An 18,353-nucleotide genomic window follows, 5' to 3' on the forward strand; every position below is an offset into this window, starting at 1 on the left:
TAACGGTACTGCCTGCTAGGTCATATATATGACATGAAAAAATTAGCAAAATCATGATATTGGAACGATCGTTTTGATAGGCGTCAATTTTCGGGCTCGTCGGGGTAATAAAAAAAACAGGCTACCCGGTCGTAGGCGCCATCCGTAGGGTTCTGCCCGGTGTTTGGTGGCAATGTGCCGTGTAACTTTCAGGCTGTTGAACAGCTACGTTGGCTGTGGATTGCGACGGTCTTTCGCGGCCGCCAACGATTTCATGAAAGTGTCAACTAGCCGGCATTTCGTCAGTTCTCTGATCGCCGGAACCCGACCAATGCACTCCGTAGTCGCAAGTGGGTGTTACACTGCCGGCCGTTTTCGCTTTCCTCGCGTATGGATACCATGAGTTCACTATCCGAAAATAACCTGCAGTCCGCCCTTAAAGCCTGTAAAAGCAGCTTCCTTTCGGTCGGTTTCTTCAGCTTCTTCGTTAATGCCCTGATGCTGGTGCCCACCTTCTTCATGATTCAGGTGTCGGGCCGTGTCGTCCCTTCCAGCAGCACATCCACCTTGCTGATGCTCACACTTATCCTGACGGTACTGGTGGTGACCATGGGGGCGTTGGAATGGGTGCGTTCGCGCATCATGGTGCGCATCAGCAACCGGCTTGATGTGATGCTCAGCCGTGATGTCTACCGGGCCAGCTTCAAGCGTGCGCTCAATAGCGGTGGTGCCGATGCCACGGCGCAATCGCTCAACGACCTGACCTCGATGCGACAGTTTTTCACTGGTCCAGGGCTTTTTGCCTTCTTCGACGCACCTTGGTTCCCCATCTATACCGCCGTGATGTTCCTGTTCCACCCATGGTTCGGCTGGATGACAGTGGCGTGCGGCGTTGTGCTCGCGGTGCTGGCTGTGGTCAATCATCGGGTGACGGGCAAGGCGTTGGCGACCGCGAACAAAGAGAACGTTGCCTCCAACATGATCACCACCAAGACACTGCGCAATGCCGAAGTGATCGAGTCGATGGGCATGCTGGAAACGTTGATGAATCGTTGGGCCAAGCGCCAGCGCAACATCATGTTGCTGCAGTCCGAGGCGAGCGATAAGGGCGGGATCGTCAGCTCTGCCTCAAAAACGTTCCGCATCTTGTCGCAGTCATTCATGCTGGCCATTGGTGCTTACCTGGTAGTCACTCACGAAATCAACCCTGGGCTGCTGATGGCCGGTTCGCTGCTGTTGGGGCGAGCGCTCTCACCGATAGACCAGATAATCTCCAGCTGGAAGGGCTTCGTTTCCGCGAAGGTCCAGTACGATCGCCTGAACAAAGTCATGGACGACCTGAAAAAAGAGCCCGAGCGCATGCCATTGCCCGCGCCGGAAGGTCACATTCAGGTGGAAAACCTGATCCTCGCGCCGCCCGGCGCAAAAGCTCCAGTCCTGCGCAGCATCAGTTTTGTCGCCCCTGCCGGTTCCATCGTTGGTATCGTTGGGCCAAGCGCCGCCGGCAAGTCCACCCTGGTGCGCGGCCTTATGGGCATCTGGCCGCCTCAGCACGGCGTAGTCCGCCTCGACGGCGCCGATATCGCCAGTTGGGACAAGCAAGCCCTCGGCCCACATGTTGGCTACCTGCCACAGGACATCGAACTGTTCGAAGGCAGCATCAGCGAAAACATCGCCCGCTTCGACAAGGTCGACCCGGAAAAAGTCGTGGAGGCCGCGCAAATGGCCGGCGTGCACGAAATGATCCTGATGCTCCCCGACGGCTACGACACGGTCATCGGCAGTGACGGCATCAACCTCTCCGGCGGGCAGCGCCAGCGCATCGGCCTGGCCCGCGCGCTCTACGGCAACCCGCGGCTGATCGTGCTCGACGAGCCCAACTCCAACCTCGACGACATCGGCGAGCGTGCGCTGGGCGTGGCCCTGCAGAAGCTCAAGGAAACCGGCGCCACGGTGTTCATCGTGTCGCACCGGCCGAACATTCTCACGCGCCTCGACCGTATCCTGGTCATGGCCGGCGGCACCATCTCGTTGTACGGCGAGCGCGACCGCGTCATCGCCGAGCTTGCGGCGCAACAGGCCAAGGCCCAGCAGCGCGTTGCCCAACCCGCCGCACCCGCCGCACCTCACCCGGTTCCCCCAGCGGCCGCCGCCGCTGCGCCAGCGGTCACCAGCAGCACTGGCGCGTAAAAGGATTTTCAGATGAGCAGTAAAGCGATCACCACGTTCGACCACAATTTCGACGACATGCCCACCTCCGACCGCGGCATTCGCCGCATCGGCCTGACCATCGTCTTTGTCACCTTCGGCATTTTCGGCACCTGGGCGGCCTTCGCGCCGCTCAGCAACGCTGTGCATGGCTCCGGTACGGTCACTGTGCAGAACTACCGCAAGACCGTTCAGCACCTGGAAGGCGGCATCGTCAAAGAGCTGCATGCCCGCGACGGCGACCTGGTGAAAAAGGGCGACCCGTTGATTGTGCTGGACGAAAGCCAGCTGAGTTCCGAATACGAATCCACCCGCAACCAGCTGATCGTCGCTCGCTATAAAGAAGCGCGCCTGCGCGCCGAGCGCGATGGCCTGCCGGCGATTCCCGGCGTGACCATGGAGGGCACCGATTCGGACCGCGCCAACGAGGCGTTGGTCGGTGAACAGCAAGTGTTCAAGGCCCGACGTGACTCCTTGCAGGGCGAGATTTCGGTCAACCGCGAACGTATCGAGCAGATGAAGCAACAGATCGCCGGCCTCAACGACATGATCCGCACCAAGACTGGCCTGGAGAAATCCTACAGTGGTGAGATCAAGCAACTGAAGGAACTGCTCGCCGAAGGTTTCGTCGACAACCAGCGCCTGCTCGAACAGGAGCGCAAGCTGGACATGCTCAAGACCGAAGTCGCCGACCATGAGTCGAGCATCACCAAGACCAAACTGCAGATCGGCGAGACAGAGCTGCAGATCGTGCAGTTGAAAAAGAAGTTCGACGCCGATGTGGCCAACGAACTGGCAGATACCCAGGCCAAGGTATTCGACCTGCAGGAAAAGGAAGCAGCCCTGCGTGACCGCCTGTCGCGAGTAGTAATCCGTGCGCCTGAAAGCGGCATGGTGCTGGACATGAAAGTGCACACCATCGGTGGTGTAGTGAGTGCGGCTACTCCCTTGCTGGACATCGTGCCGGCCTCCTCGGAGTTGGTGATCGAAGCCAAGGTGGCGACCAAGGACATCGACCGCCTGGAACTGGGCAAGACGGCAGACATCCGTTTCAGCGCCTTTAACCAAGCTACCACGCCGGTCATCGAAGGCACCTTGACCCGCATCTCGGCCGACAGCCTGACCGAAGAGCGTACCGGCGATCAGTATTACCTCGTGCGCGTCAACGTCACCGAAGACGGCATGAAAAAGCTCGGCAACCGCAAGCTGCAACCCGGCATGCCGGCTGAAGTCCTCATCAACGCAGGCGACCGCACCATGCTGCAGTACCTGCTGAAACCGGCGCGCAACATGTTTGCCGAATCGCTGATCGAGGAATGATTGTGCTGCGTTTGCTACCCGGTGTACTGATGTGCGTGGCCGCCTGGCAGGCGGTGGCTGTTGAAAACCAAGGCCCGAAGGGCGTTTCGGCGTCGACCTACGCGCTGGACCTGGCGGGCTTGTATCGCGAAGCCCGGCTTGAAGACCCGCGTGTGCTGATTGGCTATGCCCGTGCGCGTTCCGCTGCCGAGAAGCAGCGAGAGGCTTTTGGCCAGTTGCTGCCTCAGGTGTCGGCCAACGCCAACTCCAGCCGCGTGTTGCGCAAGAACGAGCTTACGCGCGACATATACAACAACGAGAGCTACTCGCTCAGCCTTACCCAGTACCTGTACAACAAGCCGGCCTGGGAGCGTTACCAGAAGTCCAAGAGCGTCAAGGCGCAGCAGAGCCAGCAAGCCGAAGACACCCTGGCCGAGGCCACCGTCGATCTTGCCAAGCGCTATTTCGTTGCCCTGGCGGCGGACGATGAGCTGGCGCTGGTGCAGGCCGAGCGCCGCGCCACGCAGAAAAACCTCGACCGCGTCAGCATGATGTTCGACCGGCAGATGGCCAAGATCACCGACAAGCTCGACATGCAGGCTCGGGTGGATGCCCTGGCGGCGCAAGAGGTGGATGCGCGCAACCAGGTGCAGGTAAGCCGTGAGGCCCTGGCCGAAATCGTCGGCCGGCCAGTGACCGAGCCGCTGAGTCGGGTGCGCAACGATGTGGCCTTGCAGGCACCGACCCGGCCGTTGCAAAGCTGGATCACCCAGGCAGTGGAGACCAACCCGATGCTCAAGGCGTCCCAGAGCGGCGCCGAGGCGGCGAACGCGGCGGTGCGCGAGGGCAAGGGCGAGCATTACCCGCAACTGGGCCTGAGCCTGAGCGCCCAGCAGAGCGACCAGGGTTATGACAACACCCAGGCGCCGCGCAGCGATAGCTATGTGGCCTCGCTGGGGGTGAAGATCCCGATCTACAGCGGTGGTTCCACTTCGGCCCGGGTGCGCAGTTTGTATGACGACCAGCTGGCGGCCGAGGAGCAGGCCGAGGGCATTCGTCGGCAGGTGGTGAAGGAAACCACCACGGCTTATCTGACCGCCCAGTCCAGCGTCGAGAAGATCCGCGCCAACCGCAATGCCTTGTCGTCGGCCCAGAAGTCGAGCGTGGCGGCGCAGAAGGCCTTCACTTTCGGCGTAGTCAACGCGGTGGATGTGCTGACGGCGGTGCAGAACGAGTTCAAGGCTCGTCGTGATCTGCTGAAGTCACAGTACGACTTCATCACCAATCTGTTCCTGCTTAACCGCTGGGCGGGGGAGTTGAATCAGGACAGTGTCGATCACGTCAATGTATGGCTGAGCCCAGTGCCGGAGACCAGTCTTCCAGGTGGTGATGTGGCATTGCTGGACGTAGGGCGCTGATTGGGTTTGCCGTGGGGGTGCGGCGTTTGTGAGATCGAGCGCCGCCCCAATCCCATCCAGCATTTCCGAAATTTCCTACGATCATTTCGCTGGAAACGCCCGCTTCTGGAATTTATCGTACGCCCCTTGTCGATTGGCGTCCGGTTGCTGCTGAAAAACCTCGCTTATACCCTGCACAGGTGGCATTTTTACCTGCTGGCGCGCGGCCGCTTTTTCCGAGTCGAGTACGCTGCCCAACAGATGTATACTCCGTCATCGAACCTTAACGCGCGAGGCAGGAATCGCCCGCGCCGGTCTGACATTCACACATGCCCGCACGGCACTATCGGAGTTGGTTAAGTCGCATGAAAGCAATCGTCACTGGGATCACTGGTCAAGACGGCGCCTACCTGGCGGAACTGCTGCTGGAGAAGGGCTACACCGTCTACGGCACCTACCGGCGCACCAGCTCGGTCAATTTCTGGCGCATCGAGGAGTTGGGCATCCACACCAACCCTAACCTGCACCTGGTCGAGTACGACCTCACCGACCTGTCGGCCAGCATCCGTCTGCTGCAGACCACCGAAGCCACCGAGGTCTACAACCTCGCGGCGCAGAGCTTCGTGGGTGTTTCCTTCGAACAGCCGGTAACCACCGCTGAAATCACCGGCCTGGGCGCGGTGAACCTGCTCGAAGCCATCCGCATCGTCAACCCGAAGGTACGCTTCTACCAGGCCTCCACCTCGGAAATGTTCGGCAAGGTCCAGGCTATCCCGCAGGTCGAGGATACCCCGTTCTACCCGCGCAGCCCGTACGGTGTGGCCAAGCTGTACGCGCACTGGATGACCATCAACTACCGCGAGTCGTACGGCATCTTCGCTACCAGCGGCATCCTGTTCAACCACGAGTCGCCGCTGCGTGGCCGTGAGTTCGTGACCCGCAAGATCACCGACTCGGTGGCCAAGATCAAACTGGGCCTGCTCGACAAGCTCGAGCTGGGCAACCTCGACGCCAAGCGCGACTGGGGCTTCGCCAAGGAATACGTCGAAGGCATGTGGCGCATGCTGCAGGCTGACGTGCCAGACACCTTCGTGCTCGCCACCAACCGCACCGAAACCGTGCGTGACTTCGTCTCGATGGCCTTCAAGGCTGCCGGCATCGAAATTAAGTGGAGCGGCAAGGACGAAGCCGAGCAGGGCACCTGCGCCGCCACTGGCAAGGTGCTGGTCGTGATCAACCCGAAATTCTACCGCCCTGCGGAAGTCGAGCTGCTGATCGGCAACCCGGTCAAGGCCAAGGAAGTACTGGGTTGGGAACCGAAAACCAGCCTCGAAGAGCTGTGCCGCATGATGGTCGAAGCTGACCTGCGTCGTAACGAAAAAGGGTTCTCGTTCTGATGCAAATGGCCAGCAAACGCGCGCTTATCACAGGGATTCAGGGCTTCACCGGTCGCTATATGGCAGCCGAACTGCGAGCCCGTGGTTATGAAGTCATAGGGACGGGCAGCCAGCCGTTGCAGGCACCTGATTATCATCAGGTCGACCTGACTGACGGCCCTGGCCTGCGCGCATTGCTGGCCGAACTGCAGCCGGATGTCGTTGTGCATCTGGCTGCCATCGCCTTTGTCGGTCACGGTGCAGCCGACGCGTTCTACCAGGTCAACCTGGTGGGTACACGCAACCTGCTCGAAGCCATCGCGGCCTGCGGCAAAACACCGGATTGCGTGTTGATTGCCAGCAGCGCCAACGTTTATGGCAATGTTTCCGAAGGGATGCTCGATGAGCAGACCTTGCCGGCGCCAGCCAACGATTACGCGGTCAGCAAGCTGGCCATGGAATACATGGCCCGCCTGTGGTTCGATCGCTTGCCGATCGTCATCACGCGCCCCTTCAACTACACCGGTGTCGGGCAGGCGGAAAACTTCCTGCTGCCCAAGATCGTCTCGCACTTCAAGCGCAAGGCGGCCACCATTGAACTCGGTAACCTCGACGTCTGGCGCGATTTCAGCGACGTGCGGGCAGTGGTGCAGGCCTACCGTGGCCTGATCGAAGCGCGCCCGGTGGGGCAGACGGTGAACGTCAGCTCCGGGCAAACCCACTCGCTGCGCGAAGTGATCGCCAAATGCTCGGCCATCACCGGCCATCAGATCGAGGTGCAGGTCAACCCGGCGTTCGTTCGGGCCAACGAGGTCAAGACCCTCTGCGGCGACAACAGCCGCCTGCGCGCCCTGGTTCCGGGCTGGCAAACCCCGTCGCTGGATGAAACCCTGGGTTGGATGCTTGCGGGTAAATGAAGCTCATCCTTTCCGTCGAGCCGGTCCGCTTCCCGCTGACCGGCATCGGGCGCTACACCTACGAGTTGGCCACCCGGCTGCAAAGCAGTAGCGAAATCACCGACCTGCAGTTCTTTGCCGGGCGGCGGTTCTTGCCGGCCTTGCCGAGCGCGGCCGAGCAATCCGACGCGGTGCATGGCCTGAAGCGCCTTGTGCAGAAGAACGCACTGGCCGTCGAGGCCTACCGGCGGCTGATGCCGTACCTGCGCAAGCGCGCGCTGAAGGGGCATGAGGATCATCTCTACCACAGCCCCAATTACTACTTGCCGCCGTTTGCCGGGCGCAGTGTGGCAACGTTCCACGACCTGTCGCCGTTTACCTGGGCGCATTGTCATGCACCGCAAATCGCGCGCTACCTGCAGAAAGAGTTGAAGCTCACGCTCGAACGTGCCGACGCGCTGATCACCGATTCGCACTACACGCGTCAGGAGCTGGCCGATTATTTCGCCTGGCCCATCGAGCGCATCCACGCAGTGCCACTGGCCAGTTCGCCCGAGTTCTACCCTCGCAGCGGCGATGCCCTGCGCGAAACGCTGGCCCGCCATGGCCTGGAGGCGGGCGGCTACAGCCTGTTTGTCGGTACCATCGAGCCGCGCAAGAACCTCGAAACCCTGCTGGACGCCTACGGTAAGCTGCCGCTGGCGCTGCGCCAGCGCTGGCCGTTGGTCCTCACCGGCTACCATGGTTGGCGCAGCGAGGCCATCCACCAGCGTATCGCCCAAGCGCAGCAACAGGGCTGGGCTCGCTATCTGGGTTTCGCGGCCAGTGAAGACCTGCCACTGCTGTATGCCGGAGCGCGGCTTTTCACCTTCCCCTCGCACTACGAAGGCTTCGGCTTGCCAGTGCTCGAAGCGATGAGCTCGGGCGTGCCGGTGGTGTGCTCCAACAGCTCGTCGTTGCCAGAAGTGGCAGGGCAGGCCGCGCTCATGTGCGCGCCGGATGACGTGGAGGGCCTTAGCGCCCTGTTACGCCAGGGGCTGGAGGACGAAAGCTGGCGCCTGTCGGCGGTGGAGCAGGGCTTGCGCCATGCAGCCGGCTTCTCCTGGGAGTGTTGTGCTCAGGCCACCATCGAGGTTTACCGGAAGGTCAGTGAGGGACGATGATCAAGGTACTGCACTTTTTCAAAACCTATTATCCCGATTCCATGGGGGGTATCGAACAGGTCATCTTCCAGATCGCCGAAGGCACCCGCGCCCAAGGCATCGATTCCGAGGTGCTCTACCTCAGCGACCGCGGTGCAGCTCGCAATGAGCGGGTCGCCAACCACCTGACTCACCGTTCCAAGCTCGATCTGCACCTGGCTTCGACGGGGTTTTCCTTGTCGGCGCTGAAAGACTTTGCCGAACTGGCGCGTCAAGCTGACGTCGTGCATTACCACTTCCCCTGGCCGTACATGGACTTGGTGCATTTCCTGGCGCGACTGAACAAGCCGACGGTGGTCAGTTACCACTCGGACATTGTCAAGCAGAAGTGGTTACTGAAACTCTATCAGCCGCTGATGCATCGGTTTTTCTCCAGCGTTGACCGGGTGGTGGCGTCTTCGCCCAACTACGCGGCGCACAGCCCGGTGCTGACGCGTTTCCACGACAAGGTCTCGATCATCCCCTACGGGCTGGACCGGGCCACGTACCCGCAGGCTTCGGTCAGCAAGCTGGCCTATTGGCGCGAGCGGCTGGGGGAGCGCTTCTTCCTGTTCGTCGGCGCGCTACGCTACTACAAGGGCCTGGACTACTTGCTACAGGCCGCCAAGATCAACGGCTTGCCGGTGGTGATCATGGGCGGTGGCTTCCTTGAGGGTGAGCTGAAGCAGCAAGCCGCTGTTCTGGGGCTGGGCAATGTGCACTTCCTCGGTGGTCTGGCTGATGAAGACAAGGCGGCATTGCTTGAGCTCTGTTATGGCTTCGTGTTCCCCTCGCACCTGCGTTCCGAGTCGTTCGGCATTTCGTTACTGGAAGCAGCGATGTTCGGCAAGCCGCTGATCTCCTGCGAGATGGGCTCGGGCACCACGTACATCAACCTGGCCGAGCAGACCGGGCTGGTGGTACCGCCGCGTGACGCTCCGGCGCTGGCCCACGCCATGCAACGCCTCTGGGATGACCCCCCCATGGCCCAGGCCATGGGGGCCAAGGCCCTGGAACGTTACGAAGCAGTTTTCACCGCGCCGGCCATGGCGGCGGCCTATGCCGACCTGTACCGTAGCTTGCTGTAGTCCCCAAGCATGCCTGCTTCAGCCTTTAGATAAGAATAACTTGCATGGATAGTCGAACGATTCTTGTCACCGGCGCCAGCGGTTTCGTTGGCAGTGCCCTGTGCCGCCAACTGAACACGCTGGGCGTCTTCAGTGTCCGCGCTCCGTCACGTCGTGACGCCGAGCTGGCCGCTGAGACCGACTGGGTATCTGCGCTAGCCGGTGTCGACGCGGTGATACACGCCGCGGCCCGCGTGCACGTGATGCAGGAGAACGCCAATGACAGCCAGGCCGAATTCCGCCGGGTCAATGTCGATGGCACCCTCAACCTCGCCCGGCAAGCCGCCGCTGCCGGGGTGCGCCGTTTCATTTTCATCAGTTCGATCAAGGTCAATGGCGAACTCAGCCAGCCTGGGCAGCCTTTGCGCGCCGACGACACGCCTGCGCCGCAGGATGCCTATGGGGTATCCAAGCATGAAGCCGAACAGGGCTTGCTACAGCTGGCGGCGGCCACCGGTATGGAAGTGGTGGTGATTCGCCCGGTGCTGGTCTACGGACCGGGCGTCAAGGCTAACTTCCTCAGCATGCTGCGCTGGGTGCAGCGGGGTGTGCCGCTGCCGCTCGGTGCCTTGCCAAACCGCCGCAGCCTGGTGTTCGTGGATAACCTCGTCGATCTGGTGATGGCTTGCCTCGATCACCCGCAGGCGGCCAATCAGGTGTTCCTCGCCAGCGATGGCCAGGACGTGACCCTGAGCCAGTTGTTGCGGGCCATCGGCCAGGCGCTGGGCCGCCCGGCGCGGTTGCTGCCAGTACCGCCTTCGCTGCTGCACGCGGCGGCGCGGGTGTTGGGGCGCGGTGATCTGGCCCAGCGCCTGCTAGGCTCGTTGCAGGTCGACATCGCCAAGAATCACCAGTTGCTTGGCTGGACCCCTCCCTTCACATTGGAGCAAGGGCTCAACCTGACCGCTCGCGCTTTTCTGGACGCTCAAAATCGATGATCTGGCTGATTCTACTGGCTGGCGTGGCCGCGCTGGCAATGACGGCGGGGCTGCGCCGCTATGCCCTGGCGCGCAGCCTGCTGGACATCCCCAATGCGCGCAGCTCGCACGCCCTTCCGACCCCGCGTGGTGGTGGCCTGGCGTTCGTCTTCTCGTTCCTGCTGGGCGCGCTTGCCCTGGGCTGGGCTGGCATGGTGGCGCCAGCGCTGCTGGTCGCCCTTCTCGGCGCTGGTGGCCTGGTGGCGGTGATCGGTTTCATGGACGACCACGGCCATATCGCTGCACGATGGCGCCTGCTTGGCCACTTCGTGGCCGCAGGTTGGGGGCTTTACTGGATGGGAGGCATGCCGCCGCTGATGGTGTTCGGATGGGCATTGGACAGCGCCTGGTTAAGTGCGCTGTTCGGGATGCTGTACCTGGTGTGGCTGCTCAACCTGTACAACTTCATGGACGGCATCGACGGCATCGCCAGCATCGAAGCCATCTGTGCCTGTATCGGAGGCTGCCTGCTGTACCTGGTCAGTGGCTATCCGCAGGCGCTGTGGCTGCCAATGTTACTGGCTGCGACGGTGGCCGGCTTCCTGTTCTGGAACTTCCCGCCAGCGCGTATTTTCATGGGGGACGCCGGCAGTGGCTTCCTGGGTATCGTGCTGGCTCTGCTGGCGTTGCAGGCTGCCTGGATAAACCCGCTACTCTTCTGGGGGTGGTTAATACTTTTGGGTGTATTCGTGGTCGACGCGACCTTTACCCTGGTGCGACGGCTGCTGCGCGGCGAGCGCGTCTACGAGGCGCATCGTAGCCATGCCTATCAGTATGCTTCACGTCAGCAGGGTAGCCACCGGCCGGTAAGCCTGGCGGTGGCGGCCATCAACCTGGGCTGGTTGTTGCCAGTGGCGCTGGCGGTCGTGGCGCTAGGGCTGGACGGCGCAACGGGAACCATCGTGGCCTATTTCCCTCTTATACTGCTAGCGATCAAATACCATGCCGGGAAGCGGGAATAACATGGTCGAGCAAGCCGGGCATGGCACGTTGAGGAGAGCTGGATGAGCGATGCAAACAAAGACAGGCTGCGCCAGTTCCTGGTGAACCTGTCACGGCGGCAGAAGCGCCTGATACAAGTCTGCACCGACATGCTGCTTATCTGGCTGGCGTTGTGGCTGTCGTTCATCGTGCGCTTGGGCATCGATGACATGTACAACCCGATCCTGGAACACACCTGGCTGTTCCTCGCGGCACCGGTAGTGGCTGTGCCGTTATTCATCCGTTTCGGCATGTACCGCGCGGTAATGCGCTACTTCGGCAACGACGCGCTGGTCACTATCATCAAGGCTGTCACTCTGTCGTCGTTGATCCTGGCTGTGGTGGTCTACTGGTACAGCAACCACAAGGTCGTGGTACCGCGTTCGATCATCTTCAACTACTGGTGGCTGAGCCTGGTCATCATCGGCGGCCTGCGCCTGATCATGCGCCAGTTCTTCCTCGGTGACTGGTTCACGGGTAACCACCAGATTCCCTTTGCCAACCGCGACGATGGCCTGATCAAGGTCGCCATCTACGGTGCAGGTACAGCCGGCAACCAGTTGCTGGCGGCATTGCGCATGGGCCGAGTGATGCGCCCTGTGGCGTTCATCGACGACGACAGTGATCTTGCCAACCGGGTCATCTCCGGCCTGCAGGTATACAAGCCCAAGCACCTGCGGCAGATGATCAAGGAAAGCGGCGCCCAAGAAATTCTTTTGGCTTTGCCCCGTGCCTCACGGGCCCGGCGCAAGGAAATCCTGGCCTTCCTCGAGCCGTACCCGCTGCACGTGCGCAGCGTTCCGGCTTTTGCCGACCTGGCCAGCGGCCGGGTCAAGGTTGATGACATTCAGGACGTCGACATTGCCGACCTGCTGGGGCGCGACCCGGTGCCGGCCCAGGACGAACTGCTCGACCGCTGCAACAAGAATCAGGTTGTGCTGGTTACCGGGGCCGGAGGTTCGATCGGTTCGGAGCTGTGCCGGCAGATCATCGGGCTCAAGCCCAAGACCCTGCTGCTGTTCGATCACAGCGAGTTCAACCTGTACAGCATTCTCAGTGAGCTGGAGCAGCGCATTTCCCGTGAGTCGCTGTCGGTACGCCTGCTGCCGATCCTTGGTTCGGCACGCAACCAGCAGCACCTGGTCGACATCATGAGTACCTGGCGGGTCGACACGGTCTACCACGCGGCTGCCTACAAGCATGTGCCGATGGTCGAGCACAACATGGCCGAGGGCGTCCTCAATAATGTCTATGGCACCTTGTGCACCGCTCAGGCCGCGTTGCAGTCAGGCGTCGCCAACTTCGTGCTGGTTTCTACCGACAAGGCTGTGCGCCCGACCAACGTCATGGGCAGCACCAAGCGCCTCGCCGAGCTGATTCTTCAGGCCCTAAGCCGCGAAGCTGCGCCAGTGATGTATGGCGACAGCAGCAAGATTTCACGGGTGAACAAGACCCGCTTCACGATGGTGCGGTTCGGTAACGTACTGGGCTCCTCAGGCTCGGTGATTCCGCTGTTCCATCAGCAGATCAAGGCCGGTGGGCCGCTCACGGTCACGCACCCCAAGATCACCCGGTACTTCATGACCATCCCCGAAGCTGCACAGTTGGTGGTGCAAGCAGGGGCCATGGGGCAGGGCGGTGATGTGTTCGTGCTGGACATGGGCGAGCCGGTGAAAATTGTCGAGCTGGCCGAGAAGATGATTCACCTATCCGGCCTGAGCGTGCGCAGCCCTGGCAACCCCCATGGCGATATCGCCATCGAGTTTTCCGGCTTGCGGCCGGGAGAGAAGCTTTACGAGGAGTTGCTGATCGGAGACGACGTTTCGCCGACCGTGCACCCGATGATCATGACCGCCAACGAAGACTTCCTGCCCTGGGAGGTGCTTCGCGAGCGCCTGGCTGCCTTGCTCAAGGCGGTGGCGGAAGATGATTTCAGCCGGATCCGGCATCTGTTGCGCGAGCTGGTCAACGGTTATTCGCCAGAAGGTGAGATCGTTGACTGGTTGTATCAACAGCAGCACAAGGACAGGTAACGCTGATTCCTACAGCAAGCGCGGATTCAGCCGCTTCGCAGGCCCCCTTCGGATCGATACTTTGAGCAGGCAGCCAAGGAAACGCTGCCTCGTTAATCCATCCGAAGGAGTGTCTGTATGCGTAATACCGTTCTTTCCTACCTGTTGCTGCCCCTGTTCGCTGGCCTCGCGTTTTCGGTCAGCGCCGCGCCGGCAGATACACCGGTCGCTCAGCCGGTACCGATGGTGAGCCAGAAAACCACCGGCTCAGCCCTGCTGAACCTCAACCAGGCCGATGCCGCAACCTTGCAAAAAGAACTCAATGGCATCGGCAAGGCCAAAGCCGAAGCCATCGTGGCCTATCGCGAGGCCAACGGGGCGTTTGCTTCAGTGGATGAACTGCTGGAGATCAAAGGCATCGGCAATGCGCTGCTGGAGCGTAATCGCGACAAGTTGAGTGTGGAGTAACACGCGTTTGCAGGGCGGCGCTTGCGCCATGCAATGCCGCCCTCATTGCCAGCATTCCTGCTTACCTGTCCTGGGCATCCTTGGCGTCGGCCTCTGCATTGCGTTCATGCACCTTGCGCAGTTGTTCCTCGGTCAGGGGCAGCTTTTTCGCCGTATCGCGCAGCATCATCAGCCCGCCGATGATCGAGCCGAGGGCTATGATGAGTATCAGCCAGGCATACCAGGGCATCGTGTGTTCTCCTGTCAGCGTCATGGGGCAGTGCTTGTACAAATATTGAGCAGTTGCCGGTTCCGTTGGTTCAATTATAGGCATCACGCCTTGCCGGGCCAATTCCGTTGACCCGCGGCCCCCAAAGCCTGTGCCACTTCGTTTACAATGCGCGCCGTTTACGACTTGCCAAGAGAACCCGACCATGTCCGCCTGCCAGACGCCCCTGATCGTCGCCCTGGATTTCCCTACCCGTGACGCCGCCCTGAAGCTGGCTGACCAGCTCGACCCCGCCCTGTGCCGGGTAAAAGTTGGCAAGGAGCTGTTCACCAGCAGCGCTTCGGGCATTGTCGAAACCCTGTGCGCGAAGGGCTTCGAGGTGTTCCTCGACCTCAAGTTCCACGACATCCCCAACACCACCGCCATGGCGGTGAAGGCTGCTGCCGAGATGGGGGTATGGATGGTCAACGTGCATTGCTCCGGTGGCCTGCGCATGATGGCTGCCTGCCGCGAAGAGCTGGCCAAGCGCAGTGGCCCGCAGCCGCTGCTGATCGGCGTGACGGTGCTGACCAGCATGGAGCGTGAAGACCTCGCCGGTATCGGCCTGGACGTAGACCCTCAAGAGCAGGTGCTGCGCCTGGCGGCGCTGGCCGAAAAGGCGGGCATGGACGGCCTGGTGTGCTCGGCACTGGAAGCCCCGGCGCTGAAGGCTGCGCACCCGGCGCTGCAACTGGTCACCCCGGGCATTCGCCCTGCGGGCAGTGCCCAGGATGACCAGCGCCGTATCCTCACCCCGCGCCAGGCGCTGGATGCAGGCTCCGACTACCTGGTGATCGGCCGCCCGATCAGCCAGGCGGCAGATCCGGCCCAGGCACTGGCAGCCGTGGTGGCAGAGATCCGCGGCTGATATCAGCCAATAAAAAGGGCCGACATGCACAGTGCATGTCGGCCCTTTTTTTGAGCGCACGCCACAGCATTTTTAGCGTCAGTAAGATCGAGCGCCGCCCGCGCGGCGCATCGCGAGCTGCGCTCGCTCCTACGTTTGTTTCTGGCCAGTAACGCTTGTGGCAGGCGCGCGCGACCGCCTTGCTGGTACGACGCGATATCCCGCCATGCGCCAAGGCGTCCGCGCGCAAATCACGCAGGAATAATTGGCCCGAAACAACGTAGGAGCGAGCGCAGCTCGCGATGCGCCGCGCGGGCGGCGCTCGATCTGCGCATCAACTCAGAACACGAGACAAACCCTTGGCAGTCTTCACCCAATCTCCCGGCAAGCAGACCGCAGGCACTATCCCGACATTGCGTGAAGAACCTTTTTATTACCCTCGAATCAGGCAATAACCAGCGGTTGGAAACCTTTGACCAGGTCGTCGAGCGCCTTGATCTGCGCCAGGAACGGCTCCAGCTTGTCCAGCGGCAGGGCGCTTGGGCCGTCGCACTTGGCCTGGTCCGGGTTAGGGTGAGCTTCCAGGAACAGCCCAGCCAGGCCAACTGCCATGCCGGCACGGGCCAGGTCGACCACCTGCTCGCGACGGCCACCGGAGGCAGCGCCGGACGGGTCGCGGTTCTGCAGGGCGTGGGTCACGTCGAAGATGATCGGCAGGTTGTCGCAGGTGCGCTTCATCACGCCGAAACCGAGCATGTCCACGACCAGGTTGTCGTAGCCCATGCAGGTGCCACGGTCGCACAGGATCAGCTGGTCGTTACCGGCTTCCTTGAACTTGTGCACGATGTTCTGCATCTGCGAGGGGCTAAGGAACTGCGGCTTCTTGATGTTGACCGGTTTACCGGTCTTGGCCAGTGCCACTACCAGGTCGGTCTGGCGGGCCAGGAAGGCGGGCAGCTGCAGCACGTCGACCACTTCGGCGACCGGCGCGCACTGGTAGATCTCGTGCACGTCGGTAATGATCGGTACGCCGAACTCGGCTTTGACTTTCTCGAAGATGCGTAGGCCTTCTTCCATGCCCGGGCCACGGTAGGAGTGGATCGAGGAGCGGTTGGCCTTGTCGAAGCTGGCCTTGAACACGTAAGGGATGCCCAGTTTCTCGGTAACCCGGACGTACTCGGCGCAGGCGGTCAGGGCCAGGTCCTCGGACTCGAGCACGTTGATGCCGCCGAAGAGGACGAACGGGGCGGTGTTGGAGCACTCGATGGTTGGGGTGATCTTGATCATGGTCTACTCTGCAAATCCCAGTCACTGGTTTCAGTGGCGATAGCCAATCTTACAGACTCACACCTTCAACACCAACTTGCCGAAGTTCTCGCCGCTGAACAGCTTGAGCAGCGTCTCGGGGAACGTCTCCAGCCCTTCGACCACGTCCTCCTTGCTTTTGACCTTGCCGGTGGCCAGCCAGCCGGCCATCTCCTGTGCGGCCTTGCCATAGTCCTTGGCGTGGTCCATCACCACGAAACCTTCCATGCGGGCGCGGTTCACCAATAGTGCCAGGTAGTTGGCCGGGCCTTTGACGGCTTCCTTGTTGTTGTACTGGCTGATGGCGCCGCAGATGACGATGCGCGCCTTGAAGTTGATGCGGGTGAGCACGGCGTCGAGGATGTCGCCGCCGACGTTGTCGAAGTACACGTCAACGCCCTTGGGGCATTCGCGCTTCAGGCCGGCCAGCACGTCTTCGGTCTTGTAGTCGATCACGCCGTCGAAGCCCAGTTCGTCCTTGAGGTACTGGCACTTCTGCGCGCCACCGGCGATGCCGACCACATGGCAGCCCTTGAGCTTGGCGATCTGGCCGACGATGCTGCCCACCGCGCCGGCTGCGCCGGAAATGACCACGGTGTCGCCGGCCTTGGGCTGGCCGACCTCCAGCAGGGCGAAGTAGGCGGTCATGCCGGTCATGCCCAGGGCCGAGAGGTAGCGGGGCAGCGGGGCGAGGCTGGGGTCGATCTTGTGCAGGCCCTGTGGCTCGCCGGTGAAGTAGTCCTGTACGCCGAGGGCGCCGCTGACATGATCGCCGGGCTTGTAGTCCGGGTGGTTGGAAGCGACCACTTCGCCGACGCCCAGAGCACGCATTACCTGGCCAAGGGCGACGGGCGGGATATACGACTTGCCTTCGTTCATCCAACCGCGCATGGCCGGGTCCAGCGACAGGTACAGGTTGCGCACCTGGATCTGGCCGGCGGCAGGGGCTTCGGCGGGTACCGTCTCGAAGGTGAAGTCGTCTCGGCGCACGGCGCCGACCGGGCGTTTGGCAAGCAGGAAGCGGCGGTTGGTCTGGGTCATGGCAGGTCCTTGTGGGCGATGAGGTACAGCAGTCAATTTAACCCGCTGATGCAGGTTGGTCCGCAATATCACTGGTAAGCATGGTAGCTCAACCGCTGCCTTGATGATGCTGCCCAGCCGGGCGGCGGGCTGACTAGACTCAGGACCAATTCATCACCCCCCAGGAGCAGACGATGAGCATGACTTTTTCCGGCCAGGTAGCCATGGTCACCGGCGGTGCGGCGGGTATCGGCAGGGCGACGGCACTGGCCTTTGCCCGCGAGGGCCTGAAGGTGGTAGTGGCCGATCTCGACGCGGCCGGTGGCGAGGCCACGGTCGCCTCGATTCGCGAGGCGGGTGGTGAAGCACTGTTCGTGGCCTGTGACGTGACCAAGGATGCCCAGGTGCGCCAACTGCATGAGCGGGCCATCGAGGCCTACGGGCGGCTGGATTACGCTTACAACAATGCCGGCATCGAAATCGAACAGGGGCGCCTGGCCGAGGGTAGCGAGGCGGAGTTCGACGCCATCATGGGCGTCAACGTCAAGGGCGTGTGGCTGTGCATGAAATACCAGCTGCCGTTGTTGCTGTCCCAGGGCGGCGGGGCGATCGTCAACACCGCCTCGGTGGCGGGCTTGGGTGCGGCGCCGAAGATGAGCATCTACGCCGCCTCCAAGCATGCTGTGATCGGCCTGACCAAGTCGGCGGCCATCGAGTATGCCAAGAAGGGCATCCGGGTGAATGCCGTGTGCCCGGCGGTGATTGACACCGACATGTTTCGCCGCGCTTACGAGGCAGACCCGCGCAAGGCCGAATTTGCCGCCGCGATGCACCCGGTCGGGCGTATCGGCAAGGTCGAGGAAATTGCCAGTGCGGTGCTGTACCTGTGCAGTGACGGGGCGGCGTTTACCACCGGGCACAGTTTGACGGTGGATGGTGGGGCAACCGCGATTTGAGCCGAGGTTGAATGTAGCCCGCAACTTCTTGACGCAGAACGTTAAGTTGTGTGAATGCGGATTTTTTGTCGGCTGTC

At 61.7% G+C, this 18,353-nt stretch carries 16 protein-coding genes; 13 read left to right on the plus strand and 3 right to left on the minus strand.

The features are described 5' to 3' along the window. Positions 1 to 378 precede the first annotated feature (378 nt). From BGP85_RS20555 to BGP85_RS20605, 11 genes are all read left to right on the plus strand, one after another. Complete coding sequence (locus tag BGP85_RS20555) at positions 379 to 2,169, plus strand: type I secretion system permease/ATPase (RefSeq protein WP_103449627.1); 1,791 nt, start codon at positions 379 to 381, stop codon at positions 2,167 to 2,169. Between the two features lie 12 nt (positions 2,170 to 2,181). Further along, positions 2,182 to 3,507, plus strand: a complete 1,326-nt coding sequence (locus tag BGP85_RS20560; RefSeq protein ID WP_103449628.1) for an HlyD family type I secretion periplasmic adaptor subunit — start codon at positions 2,182 to 2,184, stop codon at positions 3,505 to 3,507. Next, positions 3,504 to 4,904, plus strand: coding sequence for a TolC family outer membrane protein (locus BGP85_RS20565; protein ID WP_103449629.1), 1,401 nt, complete (start codon positions 3,504 to 3,506; stop codon positions 4,902 to 4,904). Before BGP85_RS20560 ends, BGP85_RS20565 begins: the two co-directional genes overlap by 4 nt. A 344-nt stretch (positions 4,905 to 5,248) precedes the next feature. Then, entirely contained in the window at positions 5,249 to 6,280 is a 1,032-nt protein-coding gene (gene gmd / locus BGP85_RS20570) for a GDP-mannose 4,6-dehydratase (RefSeq protein WP_103449630.1), read from the plus strand. Then, positions 6,280 to 7,176 (plus strand): GDP-mannose 4,6-dehydratase, encoded by an 897-nt coding sequence (locus BGP85_RS20575; protein WP_103449631.1) that lies wholly within the window; start codon positions 6,280 to 6,282, stop codon positions 7,174 to 7,176. The genes gmd and BGP85_RS20575 overlap by 1 nt, the downstream gene beginning before the upstream one ends. Next, positions 7,173 to 8,318, plus strand: coding sequence for a glycosyltransferase family 4 protein (locus tag BGP85_RS20580; RefSeq protein WP_103449632.1), 1,146 nt, complete (start codon positions 7,173 to 7,175; stop codon positions 8,316 to 8,318). Before BGP85_RS20575 ends, BGP85_RS20580 begins: the two co-directional genes overlap by 4 nt. After that, positions 8,315 to 9,424 (plus strand): glycosyltransferase family 4 protein, encoded by a 1,110-nt coding sequence (locus BGP85_RS20585; RefSeq protein WP_103449633.1) that lies wholly within the window; start codon positions 8,315 to 8,317, stop codon positions 9,422 to 9,424. Before BGP85_RS20580 ends, BGP85_RS20585 begins: the two co-directional genes overlap by 4 nt. Positions 9,425 to 9,468: 44 nt before the next feature. Then, the gene (locus tag BGP85_RS20590; RefSeq protein WP_103449634.1) at positions 9,469 to 10,401 is read left to right on the plus strand and encodes a UDP-glucose 4-epimerase family protein; all 933 of its coding nucleotides are present in this window, start codon (positions 9,469 to 9,471) and stop codon (positions 10,399 to 10,401) included. Next, on the plus strand, positions 10,398 to 11,402 hold the full coding sequence (locus tag BGP85_RS20595; protein ID WP_103449635.1) for an MraY family glycosyltransferase: 1,005 nt from the start codon (positions 10,398 to 10,400) through the stop codon (positions 11,400 to 11,402). The genes BGP85_RS20590 and BGP85_RS20595 overlap by 4 nt, the downstream gene beginning before the upstream one ends. A 42-nt stretch (positions 11,403 to 11,444) precedes the next feature. Beyond that, complete coding sequence (locus BGP85_RS20600; RefSeq protein WP_103449636.1) at positions 11,445 to 13,454, plus strand: polysaccharide biosynthesis protein; 2,010 nt, start codon at positions 11,445 to 11,447, stop codon at positions 13,452 to 13,454. Between the two features lie 117 nt (positions 13,455 to 13,571). After that, positions 13,572 to 13,901 (plus strand): ComEA family DNA-binding protein, encoded by a 330-nt coding sequence (locus tag BGP85_RS20605; RefSeq protein ID WP_103449637.1) that lies wholly within the window; start codon positions 13,572 to 13,574, stop codon positions 13,899 to 13,901. Positions 13,902 to 13,962: 61 nt separating this feature from the next. On the opposite strand, the gene BGP85_RS20610 is transcribed toward BGP85_RS20605, so the two are convergent. Continuing rightward, positions 13,963 to 14,130 (minus strand): DUF2897 family protein, encoded by a 168-nt coding sequence (locus tag BGP85_RS20610; protein ID WP_103449638.1) that lies wholly within the window; start codon positions 14,128 to 14,130, stop codon positions 13,963 to 13,965. A gap of 184 nt (positions 14,131 to 14,314) precedes the next feature. Between BGP85_RS20610 and pyrF the strand changes: the two genes are divergently transcribed. Beyond that, complete coding sequence (pyrF, locus tag BGP85_RS20615) at positions 14,315 to 15,016, plus strand: orotidine-5'-phosphate decarboxylase (RefSeq protein ID WP_054886624.1); 702 nt, start codon at positions 14,315 to 14,317, stop codon at positions 15,014 to 15,016. A 423-nt stretch (positions 15,017 to 15,439) separates the two neighbouring features. On the opposite strand, the gene kdsA is transcribed toward pyrF, so the two are convergent. Next, positions 15,440 to 16,282 (minus strand): 3-deoxy-8-phosphooctulonate synthase, encoded by an 843-nt coding sequence (kdsA, locus tag BGP85_RS20620; RefSeq protein WP_060483789.1) that lies wholly within the window; start codon positions 16,280 to 16,282, stop codon positions 15,440 to 15,442. 57 nt (positions 16,283 to 16,339) lie between these two features. After that, positions 16,340 to 17,341 (minus strand): NADP-dependent oxidoreductase, encoded by a 1,002-nt coding sequence (locus tag BGP85_RS20625; protein ID WP_103449639.1) that lies wholly within the window; start codon positions 17,339 to 17,341, stop codon positions 16,340 to 16,342. Positions 17,342 to 17,514: 173 nt separating this feature from the next. Between BGP85_RS20625 and BGP85_RS20630 the strand changes: the two genes are divergently transcribed. Continuing rightward, positions 17,515 to 18,276 (plus strand): SDR family oxidoreductase, encoded by a 762-nt coding sequence (locus tag BGP85_RS20630; RefSeq protein ID WP_103449640.1) that lies wholly within the window; start codon positions 17,515 to 17,517, stop codon positions 18,274 to 18,276. Positions 18,277 to 18,353: the final 77 nt, after the last annotated feature.

Source organism: Pseudomonas putida (assembly GCF_002906855.1).
Lineage (GTDB): Bacteria > Pseudomonadota > Gammaproteobacteria > Pseudomonadales > Pseudomonadaceae > Aquipseudomonas > Aquipseudomonas putida_N.